Origin of the sequence: Streptomyces sp. Rer75 (genome assembly GCF_013414305.1) — a bacterium.
Taxonomy (GTDB): Bacteria; Actinomycetota; Actinomycetes; order Streptomycetales; family Streptomycetaceae; genus Streptomyces; species Streptomyces himastatinicus.
Genome location: NZ_CP058693.1, coordinates 6,777,516 through 6,791,037, shown reverse-complemented (window position 1 = coordinate 6,791,037; position 13,522 = coordinate 6,777,516). Strand labels below are relative to the sequence as shown.

The following is a 13,522-nucleotide window of genomic DNA, read 5'->3' as shown; positions in this document are numbered from 1 at the left end:
GTGCTCACAGCTCCTTGATCAGCGCCTCGATGAACGCTCGGGTATCGGCCTCGGACAGGGCACACTGCGCTGTCTTCTCGAAGATTCTCACGTGTTCAGCAGCGCCATCGCCACCCTCGACCCACACATGGGTGTGCGACGACTCCACGTACACCACGTCCATGGCCCCTGGCTCGCCGAACGAGAGAACGTTGAAGGAACCGGTCAGCCCAGGGACGAAGCCTGTGCTGAACGGGAGCACTTGCATGGTGATGTTGGGCCGTTCTCCCCAGTCGAGAAGGCTCGCCAACTGCTCCCGAAGCATCTCGGCATGGACTGCGGGAATGCGCAATGCGGCCTCTGGGATGACCACCCGGAGCGAGAGGGGCGACTCGCCCGAGAGTCTTCGCTGGCGCGCCATCCGGGAAGCCACGAACTTTTCGGCATCCTCCGGAGACTCATCGGGCATCCAGGAGCGACGCATCGCCCGAACATAGCCAGCCGTCTGGAGCAGGCCCGGAACGAACGACACCTGCCACGCCTTGATTTCGGTCGCGACGCTTTCCAGTGGCGCGTACTGCCTCATGGCGCTGCTGAGCGCGACGTCGTTCCACCAGCCCTTGGCCTTACGGCGCTCGCGGTCGATGCGTGCCAGCTCCAGCAGCCCGCCGACGGTCGCGGGGTCGTTGGCGCCGTACAACGCGCACAAGGCTCGGATGTCCGGGTCACGCATGGGAACCCAGCCGCTCTCCATCTTGGCCACCTTGCCGGTGGACGCGGTGATGGCCTTCGCGGCTTGACCTTGCGTCAAACCGGCTGCGGTCCGCAACATCAGCAGCTCGCCACCGAGCTTGCGCCCCAGAACCGTTGAGACCCGGTTCCCCTCAGCGGGCTGCTCCCCTGCCACCGTGACACCCTCCCTATTTCACGCCCAGTGTGTGCCCGTACACCGTCCGCACGCAAGATCGGTTACAAATTTCCCCGCTTCGATTGCAACGAACAAGCCACTGGGACTACCTTCCGTGATGAACCGCTCGCACAGGGGCACCAGTTGGCGGATTCGCTCCGCCCTGCCCGCACGGAGGTACGCGATGCCGATCGCACCCCAAGACCCCGTCGTCCACGAGGACCGCATCGACTACGTCCCGACGCCGATAAACGTGACCCGCGCCCGGCGGCACGCCGCGCGGGTGGTCGCGGAGTGGGGGCACCCCGCCCTCTCCGACGACGCCGCACTCATCGTCTCCGAGCTGGCGGGCAACGCCGTACGGCATGGCCGGGTCGCCGGGCGACTGTTCCGCGTCTACCTCACCCTCACCAAGACCAGCCTGCGCATCGCCGTCGCCGACCCCAGGGGCGAACGCCTGCCCCAGCCCCGACAGCCGTCGCCCGACGAGAAGCACGGCCGTGGCCTGCTCATCGTCCGCGCGCTCGCCACGCGTTGGGGCGTACGGGAGCGCACCGTCGGCAAGGAGATCTGGGCCGAACTCGACCTGGCCGACTCCCCGACCGAGGTATGACCCGAATGCGGCTACTTGCCGTCGAGGTCTTCGCCAAAGGTGCGGTACTTCCCGCCGTCGAACTCGGTCAGCCGCAGGTCGCAGTCGTCGACCAGGGCGGCTCCCAGGCGCCTGGCGCAGCTCGGCCTCACCCCGATGTTCTCCCGAGTAGGAAGCCGCCCAAGGCGGTCTCTGGGGCCTTCGGGGTGTTGCGGTCTGGCGCGGTACAAGGCGCGTACGGGGACTGCAGGGCCCGTCAGCCGCTCCCACGTACGCCAAACTCACCGCCGAGAAGCGGCAGCAGCTCGCCGACCTCGGGCTCGACTGGGCAGTAGCCTGACCGGCTTGGGCGGAGGCGGCTGCCCGCCCTGGTGAGCGAAGATCGATACTTTCGGGCGGCTCCCTCGCGCAACCAAGAGGCCCCCGGCTTCGGGGACCTCTTGGGCGTTAGCCTCTGCGCCAGAGGTGGTGCATGGCAGTACGCCGGATGTTCTGCTCAGGCCCGGACGGGGCCGGCCGTTCCGGCAACGACGCGGTACGAGCTTCCGAACGAGGTGCAGTAGGCATACGACCAGCGGTTGTCGTTCGTCGTGACCCCCCGGGCGACCTTCTTCGTCGTTCCGTTGGTGCACGTGACCTTCGCGTAGTACGCGAAGGTCACGTCACAGCGGACACCGACCGTTCGCCCGTCTGTGTTCCACACCTCGCCGCGAGCGCACCAGGAGGGCACCGCCACCGCACTCTGAGACGTCTCCCCGCGGTTGCCGTCGTGCACCCAGCGACCCGCAGCCGCCGTGGCGGTCGATGTCGTGCTGGTCTGGGAGGGCACAGGAGCTGCCTGCGCGGTGGTGGCCCCGCCGGCCAGCAGGGTGGCCCCGATGGCGGCGCTGGTGAGCAACAGATGTGCGCGCATATGTTTTCTCCTTCGTTGCTTCGTCATGTGACTGCATTTCTGAACCCTGTTGAGCGATAAGCGGTGGCCCTTGCCTAGCCTCGGAGCGTGGCACGGGGAATCGCTGCGCCGTCTATGACCGAGGGCCAGATGTGACCAGACCCGTTTGGTGTTCCGTCCGGGTCGTCGTGTTGCACCTACAGGCTTGCCTGATGGCGTGGTCACGTCGACTCGTTTCGGTCTCGTCCGAAGCGAGGCCACCGGGAAGAATCATGGGGCGTGGCGTTGCGTATCCATTTCACCGCCGAGGACCTGGCCCGTACTCGTCTGGCCTCGGGTCCTCGTCCGTTGGTTGAGCTGGACATCGGGATCCGGCTGTTGCAGGAGAGATCGCATCCTGTGCACTTTGACGCCTGGCGAGATCGCGCGGCCAGGCAGCTCCGCCCACGTTTCCGACCTCTGTTCGAGTTGATTCCGCCGACTGGTGCGGGGGTGGAATTCCTCAGCCTGGTCGGCGAAGGGAGCACGGCCGATCTTGTGGAGCAGTTGCGTTCCACTCCGATAGAGCGTGTACGCAAGGATTTGCAGGAATGGGCCCGGCAGGGCGCTGCGCGACTGTCACCGGACACATACCGGGCCAGCCAGGAACCCCTGTTCGTTCAACAACTCGCTGCCTTGGTCGAGGAGGCTCACGAACGCTTTATCGCACCATACTGGCCACAGATCGACCGGCTTGCCCACGCGGACCGGGCCCTTCGTCTGAGGCATCTGAGCGAACAAGGAGTGGAGCGCCTCCTGCGTGAGCTCAACCCGCGCCGGATCATCTGGAAGCCCCCCGTGCTGCACGTAACGATGGCCTCCGGGCGCAGTGGCGATGTTTACCTCGACGGCCGCGGGTTGCTGCTCATTCCCACCCTGTTCGGCTCGCACTACCCCGCTCTTTGTGACAGGGCGGAGCCACAGCCGTGGATCACTTTTCCTATCCGCTCAGATCATCGGCTCTCGGCGGAGCCGGCCAGCGTCACCGCAGCTGCGCTAGCAGAACCGTCCCAGTCTCTGACCGCGCTGCTCGGCCGTACCCGTGCCACCGTAATGAGCGTGATTGCCGACCATCCCGGTGGTACCACTACCCAGCTCGCCGAATATGCCCGTATCTCCCTGGCCAGCGCCAGCGAACACGCCACCATCCTGCGCAATGCCGGCCTCACGGCTCTCCTCCGCGACGGCAAGAACGCCCGCCACACCGCCACCCCAGCGGGGCTCGCCCTACTCTCCGCTTCTGCCAACCCTTGACCAGGTCAGTGGTGCCGGAGGGGAGCGGGGTCGGCTGCGTGCCCAGCGCTTGGGGTCGCCGACGCGGTAGAGGAATACGCGAAACTGCTCCCCTTACAGCCAGCTCACAAAGGCGGTCTGCCTGTCCAGGAAAGGGGCGGCGAGGCGGGTCGCCGATCCTCCCGGCGTGGTCGGCACGACTCTGAAGTCGGGGTCCGAGAACCTGTAATCGTCGTCGTTCTGCTGGGCATTGGGCAGGTGGACGGAGACGATGAACCTCTTCCCGTCCGCCGACACCAGCATCCCGTCCGCCGCCATCCCCTCCTGGGGCCCGACCACGCTGATCGGGGCGCCGATGGCGCGACCGCTGCTGGCGTCCATGGTTCGGAACACGCCGGAAGAGGTGCGGCACAGCACCCGGTGCTCACCGACCCAGCCCACGATACCGACGCATCGGCGGAGCAGCGCGGCGCCACGCGCCGACGTCCTGTCCAGCGGACCCGAGGAGTTCCAGGTGTCGAAGACGCTGCCGAAGACCTTGGGTGCGGTCGCCGTGAGCCGACGGCCGTTCGGCGCCAAGTGCACCATGTTCGCCTGGACGGCGCGCGCCGGCTTGCCCGTGACGGTCAGGGGCAGACGGTGTCCGGCGGCCGGGCCCTCGTCCGTCAGATGGTGGTCGCCCACGGCGGACCGGGATCCGATCCTCTGCTTGCCGTCAGAGGCCGTGTACGTGAACCACACGCTGCGCCCGTCCGGCGACATCACCGCGTTCTGCTCGTCGTCACCCGCCGCGCCTCCCAGGCGCACGACCTCTCCCAGGTTGGCGCCGTTCACGACGTAACCGACGTGGGAAACCTTCTTGTTCCGGGGGTCGCGGAGGACCACCGCCATGCGCGTGAACGCCAGGTCGAAGAGGGCGCGGATCCGGGGAGCCATGTACTCCGAAGTGGACACGCCATAGGGAGAAGGGGTGTACAGGTCCACTCCGCAGAGCTCTACGAGAGGGCTGTTGACCGCCTTGTGGCCGGGAACGTTGCTGAACGCGGCGTCACTCGGAATGGGGAACGTCCGCTCCGCGCGTATCTGCCACGTCTCGGGATCCCACGCCTGGACCGAGACACTGGCCCAGCGTGCGCCCATGCCGCACGTGGCGGTGACCACCGTGCCCCTGCGGGTGAACGGGCTGTCCGGTAGGGCGTACCCGCGGTTGCCCAGGTACGGCGCCGAGGAGGCGGAAGTTCGGGAGTCGGGCTTCTCCTTGTCCGGTTGACTGCACGCCTGGACGCACAGGGCAGCCACCACGAGCAAGGCCACGGCCTTGCCCACTACGCCAGGTCGCATAGCTCCCCCTTGGGCTTCAGGTGGCACGGCGTCCAGGGCACGGAGCCGAATACCCACTTCTGCTGGGGTTCCGTGGGGACGGACTCCGTGCGGACGCGCAGCGGCTTGCCGCCCCTGTCCTTGAGTTGGACCCATCGGCCGTCCTGATGGACGTCGGAATAGTGGACCTTGATCCCCCACTCGCATGACTGTCCCTGCCGCGGGATCGCCTCCACTCTGAGGCCGCCCGAAGACTGGCCGCCTCCGACCTCGATGTAGTTGCCGTCGAAGTAGGGACCACCCTGCCCCTCGGTCTCGTCGGTCAGCACCGGCTCGTCGGCCCGGGGCGGAATGTGCAGGCGGATCCCCTGGTAGGCCGCTCCACCCTGCGGCGGAAAGAAGACGACCGTCTTCGCGGTGCTCTTCCGGCAGGTGACATCGGTGACTTTCCAGTCGTTGATGACCACACCGTAGGCCCGGGCGCTCAGCACATTGATCTTGAACGTGTCGGAGAGTTCCAGGCGGCCGGACGCCGTCTGCTGCTGCGTGTACCGTTTCGGGGCATGCTCCAGTAAGGGCGCGTACGCGAGCGGATGTCCGCCGAGTTTCTTCAGGTAGGCGAAGGCGGGCGAACTGGCCGTGCTGGACGTCAGTCTCTGCGTCTCGTCGGCGGTCAGTTCCCGGTCGAGGACCATGGCCCACTCACGGGGCTCGCCCTCCTCCGGCCGCACGGACACCGTGAAGGGCGCCTGGGAGGCGTCGTACCCCTTGTTCGAATCATTCTCTCTGGTCACGCTCGGCTTGATCATGTAGTAGGCAAGGAGCGTCCCGCTCAGGGCGCTCAGGAGACCGACCGTAGCCGTGACCGACAGCCACAGGGTCCTCTTGCGCCGGGAGGCTCCGGGGTCCACGCCGAGCGCTTGGGAGGCGATCGCCTCGAAGCTCTGGCTGGCTCCGCTTCCGGCGTCGGCAGGCCCCTGCGGCGGGGACTGCGCGGGGACGGGCGGCGATGGCTCGTCCGAGCCGCCGCCCTGCCCGCTCGGCTCCGAAGCGGTGTTTCCCTCAGCGCTCGGCCGCGGTTCCGATGTGCCGTCCGATGGTGCGGTTGCCGTCATGCCCGTTCCCCCACATCGTGATACGTCCTCTCCGCTCGGCATCCGGACACAGCATCCGTACAGAACCCGGCCGTACACGGCGCCGACCGTCCCTCACGGCCCACGATAGGGACACGTACCGCATCTGTCCTGCTACTTGACGCTACTTCCCTTGTGTCTGCACTCGGTCCGGCGCTACCTCGCGAGCACGTGTGGCGTTCCCGGCCGGGCGGGCCTCCCGCGTGCCTCTTGGTGCGGCGCAGCAGGCCGTACCCCGGGTCGGCATGCGGTGCCGGGCGCGTTGCGCTGGGGTGCAGAGCTCACAACACTCTTGGACGAGGTGCCGCTCTCAGCAAGGTCGCGGCGCGAACTCGCCCGCGTCCACTACGTTTTCGATCACAACTGCTGACGACGGAGGACCGCATGGCCGACGACACCACCAGGGGCACGGCGAGCTTCATCTCCGAGATGGGCGTGCTCAAGCGCGTCGCACGTACCGGCTGGTGGTTCACCGGCAACAAGGCCCCGGAGTCCGTCGCCGAACACTCCTTCCGGGTCGGGGTGATCGGCTCGGTGCTGGCGATGATGGAAGGCGCCGACCCCTCGCGGGTCGCGCTGATGTGCCTGTTCCATGACAGCCAGGAGACCCGTGTCGGGGACATCCCGCACATCGGCCGGAAGTACCTGCGGGCCGCCCCGAACCAGGAGGTGACCGCCGACCAGGTCGCCAACGCCCACCCGGCTGTCCGCGAGGGCGTGCAGAGCGCTGTCGACGAGTACGAGGCCGGCCAGACGCCGGAGGCGATCGTCGCCCGCGACGCGGACAAGCTGGAGTGCCTGGTCCAGGCGGTGGAGTACCGCGAGCAGGGCTACAGCCTCACCCAGAACTGGATCGACACCAGCCTCGCCTCACTGAAAACGCCGTCGGCGAAGGCCCTCGCCGACGCCGCACTGAGCATGAACTCGCTGGAGTGGCAGAAGAACTTCCTGCCCTGATCGACGCAGTGTGCACGGCGAGGCCCCCGGCGTAGCCGGGGCCTCTATACGTCGCGGTGGTGGAAGCGACGCCTGCTGCGGTCGCGTTCTCGCCATGACCGCGGTGTCACACCCGGCTGCTTGAATCCTCCGCATGGACCCGAACACCACGCTCACCGCCCTGCGCGACTTCTGCGCCGAACGTCTCGGCGCGGACCTCGCGGCCCGCTTCGTCCGCCTCGCCCGGCCGGGGTTCGCGCTCACCGAAGCCGGGCCCGGCGAGGCCGCGGGCCACAGCCGCTTCGGTGGGCGGGCGATGCTCGAACCGGGCACGCCGTGGCCGACCTGCGACGGCCTCCCGCTGAGCCTGATCGCCGTCCTCGACACCGATGCCCTGGCGCCTTGGCTGGACGGCGTACTCCCGACCGGGACGGGCCTGCTCAACTTCTTCTCCCTCGACAGCGACTCCGAGGACGCAGACCCGGCCGCCATGGAGCTGTCGCTGAAGTACGACTTCATGGCCCCGCAGGTGGGGCGGGTGATCGCGGCCCGCACCACGCACGCCGTCGAGACGGCCCCGCCCGCCCGGGCGAGCGTCTTCGATCCGGTGCCGTGGGCGGCCTCGCCCGGGTTCGCGTTCCCCGACACCTATGACCCCGCCTGGAAGACCCTCGACCTGGGGCCGGACGCCGACGACATAGCCCGGGCCATGCCCGACACGTACATACACGGACTGTTGACCGACTGGTCGGAGCGGCCGGGCGCGCTGGACTCCGAGGACATCGCCTTCGGCCGACCGGAATTCCCGACGGGCAGCTCCCCGATGCTGTCGAACGGCGAAGACCCGAACCTCTACCACCACCTGCTCCAACTGTCCGGGCAGGGCGAGTGGTACATCGGCGGCGACGGCAGCTGGATGCACTGGTCGATTCCCACCGAGGCACTGCGGGCCGGGGACTTCACCCGGGCGATCCCGACTCCGGACATCTGGTGACACGCCGCCACACACAGTACGGACCGAGCGCGACCGCACCGGAATGGCCTATACCTCTGTCACTGGCGGCCGGAATCAGGCTTGTTGCACGTCAACGCCCGGTTAAGCATGGTGCCCCTGATACTCAGTAGGCATTTCGAGACACAAGGGGGATATATGACTCGAAAGATTCTGAAGGCGGGCGTCGCCGGTCTGCTCGCACTCGGTGCCGTGGCGGCCACCCAGGCCACTGCCCAGGCCGACGACGGGAAGCCCAAGCTCAGCTACGTCCTCAGACAGCAGAGCGTCCAGAGCCCGTACACCGGGGTGGACATCTACTACGGCGGCGTCTACGCCGGGACGGGCATCTGGAGCCAGAACCCGGGCGGGGACATCAACGGGGACGGCAAGACCGACCCTGGTGACGCCCTCATCGCCTACGACGGCGCCGGCGACGGTCTGGGCGTCGAGGCCCGCCTCGACACCGGTCGCGTGGCCTCGACTCGCGGTCACGGCGCGCCCTACTGGAGCCCCTGGAAAACCGGCAACCTGGGCGAGGACTCCAAGCACTCCATGAAGGTCTGCGTGGTCAAGGGCGACTGGGAATCCTGCCTCTCCCCCGTCACCGTCTACGCGTAGTCCCGGCGTCACCCGGGCTGGCACGAACGCCCCTCCGCTTCTCCGATGATGGGAAGCGGAGGGGCGCGCTACGACACGGCTCAGCGTTCGAGCGGGAACAGGACGCGGAGATATCGACGCGGACGCGAGCCTGATGAACGCATGGGAGCCCGGCCGGCGCCGTACGGGCAAGCGGACCCGGGCCGGGCTGTTCCATATCCGACGCACCTTCTGTAGTGGCGAGTTTGCGTCCCATCGACCGGCCGGGTCACCCCCCAGGGCCGCTCATCACCGCGCGAGCCGCGTCGAGAAAAGCCGCCCGGTTGTCCTCCAGGTAGTCCCGCACACTCTCCCCGTCGGGCAAGCCGTGCCACACGGTGCGGTTGAGGTCCAGGAAGTGTTTGTGCGCGGCATCGTGCACGGACAGGGGGAACTGGATACGGATGAGCCGATCCGCGACCCACAGCCTGTACATGACGTCTCGGGTCGTGAGGTACCAGTCGTCGGTGTCCTCCCATTCGGACGGGCGGGTGTAGGCGCAGCGTTCCGCCTCCGCCGACACCTCGATGAACCGCTCCAGCAGCGCCAGCCGTTCCGCGCGCCGGGTCTCCGAGAGCGCTATGTGCTGCCGTTCCTGTTCAGCGCGTTCCGCCGACAGCTGGGTCCTGTGCTGGACGAGGTAGGACAACAAGCCGCCGAGGACGACGCCGCCCAACGATATGAGTGACACCCAGACCTGACCAGACATGGCGGTCATCGTCGCATGCCGTTGATCTTCGAGCCGGCCGCGTGCGAAGGCGCAGGCGGCCCCGGCGCCCGCCCCGCGCCTGCGCGCGGCGCTCCGTGCCGGGCGCAGGCCGCGAGCTTTCTTGCCGGCCGCCCCTCCACCGGCACTCGACGAGAACACGTCCCCCCTCTGCTCTGCTCTTCTCCGGCGGTGACACCGCCCAGCCCCATCCGCTATCCCGGCCCACCGCTGCCTCAACAGCGCGCCCAGGGCCGAGAAAGAGCAGGCAATGCGCACCTCAGCACGCCGCACCAGCCGCGTCCTCGCGCTCGTCCTCGGCGCCGTGACGTCACTGACCGCCCTGTCCGGCATGGCCTCGGCCGACGACATGGACGCCCCGTACGCCCGCGCCGCCGCGAAGGTGGCCTCGGACGGTACGGTCCTCGCGTCCAAGAACGTCGCATCGGTCACCCGGGGGACCGGCACGAGCGCCGCGGGTGTCTACTGCGTCCAGGTCTCGGACCCCAACGTCAGCGATGACCTGGACGACGCGGCGATCGTCGCCACGCTCAACAACTACCGGGGCGAGATCACCGCCATCGGCGCACCGCATGGCTACTGCGGCAACGCCACCGACACCATCACGGTCGTGACCAGCAACAGCAGCGGCACCCCCGCGGACAGGCCGTTCACCGTCGCCGTGCTCTAGCCTCGACGCGGCTTCCCTCAGCGCCGTGCTGGGGGAAGCCGCACTTCCCGATGAGGAGGGGGATAACCCCCGGTGATCCGGCGGGCTGGCCGGATCCCCTTGTGATCTCCCGCGGAGAAGGATGAGCACCATCGCCATCCGCAACCGGGCGAGAGCTGCGAGGGAGAACGACCGTGTCGTCATACAGGGCATCGAGCCGCCGGATCCTGCGTGGGGCACTCACGCTGACCTTGGTGACCGGCATCAGCGGGTCACTCGTCGGCTGCTCGGAAGCGGACTCGGGCACGACGAGGGTGACGGCAGCGGCCGACGGGCAGCTGGCGGGGCTCGCGCAAACCGCGGCGGACACCGGCTCCTTAGGCGTGATCGTCCGAGTGGACCGGGGCCGCGGGAAGCCCGTGGAGATCGCCCGTCAGACCGCCTGGACCAAGGCCGATCACCGTCTCGCCGTGAACGACCGCTTCAGGATGGCGTCCAACACCAAGACGGTCGTCGCGGCCCTCATCCTCCAGTTGGTCGCCGAGCACAAGGTCGATCTGGCCCACCCGGTGGAGAAGTGGCTGCCGGGGCTGGTCGAGGGCGGGCAGGACATCACCGTGAAGATGCTCCTCAACCACACCAGCGGGCTGGGCGACTACCTGCTGACACCGGAATTCCTGCCCACCCTGACCGGGCAGGAGCGGCGCACGTGGCGGCCCGAGGAGCTTCTCGCGATCACGCCTCCGCAGGATCCCCCGGCCGCTCCCGGCGAGAAGTACTCGTACAGCAACGCCAACTACGCGGCCCTCGGGCTGATCCTCGAGAAGGCCACCGGGAAGGGCCTGGCCCGCCTGATCGAGCAGAGGATCACGGGGCCGCTGGGGATGAACGACTCCTTCCTGGCCGCGAACGCCGACTTCGGCTCCGGGAAGAAGCACGCCACCGGCTACGAGCCGGACTCCGAACGCCTCCGGCGCATCCTCGCTCCGACGGTGGAACTGCCCGAGGGCACCGGGTTCGCGGGCCCCGGGCGCCCACACGACAATGTCGACACCACCGACATCGACCCGAGCTGGGCGTGGGCGGCGGGAGGGATGGTCTCCACGGCGCGGGACTGGCAGCGGTTCCAGACCGCGTTGATGTCCGGCAGGCTCCTGCCCGAGGCGCAGATGGAGCAGATGCGGACGATGGTCACCGCGCCCGAGGAGCGCGGCGCTTACGGACTGGGCCTGATGAAGGTGGACACTCCCTGCGGCACCGTCTGGGGCCACACCGGTGGTCAGCCCGGCTACTCCAGTGAGGTCTACACCGACGGGAGCGGCCGCCGCAGTGTCGCGGTCCTGACCATCACCAACTTCGGTGTCAAGGAGGCGAAGGCCGCCGCCGCCAACAAGGCTCTGGTGGACACCGCGGTCTGCACCATGCTGGGCAAGCCCCTGCCCGCCACGCCGACCGGCTGAGACGTGTCCCGCCGAGGGCCACGAGATCGGTCACCGGCGCGCGAACGACGTGACCGTCACGCCGTTGTCGAACGACTCGCGGTCGGTCACCCGGAAGACGGTCGGGTTGAACGCGCCGTGGAAGGCGGGGATTCCGGCTCCGGCGACCACCGGGTAGCTCTTGACGATCATGCGGTCGACCTCGGGCAGCAGCGTCCCCGCGAGCCGGCCGCCGCCGCACAGCCAGATGTCCTGGCCCTCCTCCCGCTTGAGGTCGCGGACCAGGGCGAGGGGGTCGCCGTCGACCACCGTCACGTCCGGGTCGGGGGCGGCGCCGAGGGTGGTGGAGATGACGTACTGGCGCAGGTGGGCGTACGGGCTCGTGATGCCCGCGTCCAGCGCGGGGCGGTAGGCGCCGAGGCCCATCAGGATGGTGTCGAAGTGCCGGTTGGGCGCGTCGGTGAGGCCGTGGGCGGGGCGCATGGCGGTGGGGACGGTCTCGGGGTAGCGCTGGTTCATCGACCCCATGTAGGCGGCGTGCTGCGCCTCGTCGCCCCCGGGGTAGAAGTCGTACTCCCCGCCGGGCCCGGCGATATAGCCGTCGATGCTGACGGCGACGTAGTAGACGAGTTCTCGCATCCGTAAACCACTCCATACGTAGTACTCTGACTGAGGCGGTGTGAACGTAGTACTACAACTGGAGTGGTGTCAATGGTCCGCAGGAACGACGAGCGGAGGGCGGCCCTCGTGGACGCCGCCATCGAGGTGCTGGCCGCGGAGGGCGCGCGAGGGCTGACGTTCCGGGCGGTGGACACCGAGGCCGCCGTGCCGCCGGGGACGGCCTCCAACTACTTCGCCAACCGCGACGACCTGCTCACCCAGGCCGGTGCCCGGGTCTACGAACGGCTCCAGCCCGACGAGGCGACCATCGCCCGGCAGCGGGCGAGCACCCGCGACCGGGAGGGGTACACGGCGCTGATGCGCGAGCTGGTCGGCCGGATCAGCGCCTTCCGCACCGGCTATCTGGCGCTCCTCGAACTGCGCCTGGAGGCCACCCGGCGGCCCGCCCTGCGCGCGGTGCTGACCGAGCGCGTCCGCGCCGACATGGCGGCCAACCTGGCCTACCACGAGGAGTCCGGCCTGCCCGGCGACGCGACGGCGGTCCGGCTGCTGCATCTGGCGCTCAACTGGCTGATCGTCGAGCAGCTCACGCTGCCGGACATGTTCTCGGAGGCCGAGCGGGGCGCCCTCGTCGCGGCCGCGGTCGAGCGCATCGTCACGCCGTGAAAGCCAGCATTTTTGACCGCGGCGATGAGTTTGCCGGGGCCGGGCGGTCCAACTGTCGTCACCCCCTACAGGAGGAGCAACATGACGCAGTTGCTGAGAGTCCAGAACTTCACCGTCTCGCGGGACGGATTCGGTGCCGGTGAGCACCAGAGCCTGGAGCGGCCGTTCGGCGACGCCGATCCTGGGGCCCTGTTCGCCTGGGCCGGGGCCACGGCGAGCTGGCCCATGCGCACCGACGCCGGTGGGAGCCGCGGTCTGGACGACTACTTCACGCGAGACTTCGACCGCAACATCGGCGCCGAGATCATGGGCCGCAACAAGTTCGGGCCGCAGCGCGGGCCCTGGCAGGACTATGAGTGGCTCGGCTGGTGGGGTGACGAGCCCCCGTTCCACACTCCGGTGTTCGTCATGACCCACCACCCGCGTCCTTCGTTCACGCTCTCCGACACCACGTTCCACTTCGTCGACGCCGACCCGGCCACGGCCCTCACGCGGGCGCGGGAGGCGGCGCAGGGCAAGGACGTCCGGCTCGGCGGCGGGGCCACCACCATCCGCGAGTTCCTCGACGCCGACCTCGTCGACACCCTGCACGTGGCGGTCGCGCCGGTGGAGCTGGGATCCGGGGTACGGCTGTGGGAATCGCCCGATGAGCTGCGCGACCGGTTCCACCTCGACGTCGTGCCGAGCCCGAGCAGCGGCGTGACGCACCACCTGTTCTGGCGGAAGTGACGCGAGGGGGCCTTTAGGGCGGGGCGCCCG

General features: G+C 68.6%; 15 protein-coding genes. 9 read left to right on the top strand and 6 right to left on the bottom strand.

The features are described from left to right. Positions 1-4: 4 nt before the first annotated feature. Complete coding sequence (locus HYQ63_RS29335; protein ID WP_179936852.1) at positions 5-886, bottom strand: helix-turn-helix transcriptional regulator; 882 nt, start codon at positions 884-886, stop codon at positions 5-7. A 184-nt stretch (positions 887-1,070) separates the two neighbouring features. On the opposite strand from HYQ63_RS29335, the gene HYQ63_RS29330 reads away from it, so the two are divergent. Beyond that, positions 1,071-1,499: an ATP-binding protein gene (locus HYQ63_RS29330; protein ID WP_179936851.1), complete on the top strand. Its 429-nt coding sequence runs from the start codon at positions 1,071-1,073 to the stop codon at positions 1,497-1,499. 475 nt (positions 1,500-1,974) lie between these two features. On the opposite strand, the gene HYQ63_RS29325 is transcribed toward HYQ63_RS29330, so the two are convergent. After that, complete coding sequence (locus HYQ63_RS29325; RefSeq protein WP_179936850.1) at positions 1,975-2,391, bottom strand: hypothetical protein; 417 nt, start codon at positions 2,389-2,391, stop codon at positions 1,975-1,977. A 258-nt stretch (positions 2,392-2,649) separates the two neighbouring features. Here HYQ63_RS29325 and HYQ63_RS29320 point away from each other — a divergent pair, with 258 nt between their 5' ends. Next, positions 2,650-3,663: a helix-turn-helix transcriptional regulator gene (locus HYQ63_RS29320; protein ID WP_179936849.1), complete on the top strand. Its 1,014-nt coding sequence runs from the start codon at positions 2,650-2,652 to the stop codon at positions 3,661-3,663. Positions 3,664-3,756: 93 nt separating this feature from the next. Here the strand turns inward: HYQ63_RS29320 and HYQ63_RS29315 are convergent, their stop codons facing one another. Continuing rightward, complete coding sequence (locus HYQ63_RS29315; protein WP_257232235.1) at positions 3,757-4,983, bottom strand: hypothetical protein; 1,227 nt, start codon at positions 4,981-4,983, stop codon at positions 3,757-3,759. Continuing rightward, on the bottom strand, positions 4,968-6,077 hold the full coding sequence (locus tag HYQ63_RS29310; protein ID WP_179936848.1) for a hypothetical protein: 1,110 nt from the start codon (positions 6,075-6,077) through the stop codon (positions 4,968-4,970). The genes HYQ63_RS29315 and HYQ63_RS29310 overlap by 16 nt, the downstream gene beginning before the upstream one ends. Before the next feature lie 402 nt (positions 6,078-6,479). On the opposite strand from HYQ63_RS29310, the gene HYQ63_RS29305 reads away from it, so the two are divergent. The 3 genes from HYQ63_RS29305 (at position 6,480) to HYQ63_RS29295 (ending at position 8,643) form a co-directional block, all read left to right on the top strand. Then, positions 6,480-7,052, top strand: coding sequence for an HD family hydrolase (locus HYQ63_RS29305; RefSeq protein ID WP_179936847.1), 573 nt, complete (start codon positions 6,480-6,482; stop codon positions 7,050-7,052). 133 nt (positions 7,053-7,185) lie between these two features. Further along, positions 7,186-8,025 (top strand): DUF1963 domain-containing protein, encoded by an 840-nt coding sequence (locus HYQ63_RS29300; RefSeq protein ID WP_179936846.1) that lies wholly within the window; start codon positions 7,186-7,188, stop codon positions 8,023-8,025. A gap of 156 nt (positions 8,026-8,181) precedes the next feature. Further along, positions 8,182-8,643, top strand: coding sequence for a hypothetical protein (locus tag HYQ63_RS29295; RefSeq protein ID WP_179936845.1), 462 nt, complete (start codon positions 8,182-8,184; stop codon positions 8,641-8,643). A gap of 247 nt (positions 8,644-8,890) precedes the next feature. Here HYQ63_RS29295 and HYQ63_RS29290 read toward each other — a convergent pair whose 3' ends face one another. Then, positions 8,891-9,379, bottom strand: a complete 489-nt coding sequence (locus HYQ63_RS29290; protein WP_179940637.1) for a hypothetical protein — start codon at positions 9,377-9,379, stop codon at positions 8,891-8,893. Between the two features lie 259 nt (positions 9,380-9,638). Here HYQ63_RS29290 and HYQ63_RS29285 point away from each other — a divergent pair, with 259 nt between their 5' ends. Continuing rightward, complete coding sequence (locus HYQ63_RS29285; RefSeq protein WP_179936844.1) at positions 9,639-10,058, top strand: hypothetical protein; 420 nt, start codon at positions 9,639-9,641, stop codon at positions 10,056-10,058. A 233-nt stretch (positions 10,059-10,291) separates the two neighbouring features. Then, positions 10,292-11,497: a serine hydrolase domain-containing protein gene (locus HYQ63_RS29280; protein WP_373689154.1), complete on the top strand. Its 1,206-nt coding sequence runs from the start codon at positions 10,292-10,294 to the stop codon at positions 11,495-11,497. A 30-nt stretch (positions 11,498-11,527) separates the two neighbouring features. Here HYQ63_RS29280 and HYQ63_RS29275 read toward each other — a convergent pair whose 3' ends face one another. Further along, entirely contained in the window at positions 11,528-12,115 is a 588-nt protein-coding gene (locus HYQ63_RS29275; protein ID WP_179936843.1) for a dihydrofolate reductase family protein, read from the bottom strand. 72 nt (positions 12,116-12,187) lie between these two features. On the opposite strand from HYQ63_RS29275, the gene HYQ63_RS29270 reads away from it, so the two are divergent. Then, positions 12,188-12,763: a TetR/AcrR family transcriptional regulator gene (locus tag HYQ63_RS29270; protein ID WP_179936842.1), complete on the top strand. Its 576-nt coding sequence runs from the start codon at positions 12,188-12,190 to the stop codon at positions 12,761-12,763. Positions 12,764-12,844: 81 nt separating this feature from the next. Then, positions 12,845-13,492: a dihydrofolate reductase family protein gene (locus HYQ63_RS29265; protein WP_179936841.1), complete on the top strand. Its 648-nt coding sequence runs from the start codon at positions 12,845-12,847 to the stop codon at positions 13,490-13,492. Positions 13,493-13,522 lie beyond the last annotated feature (30 nt).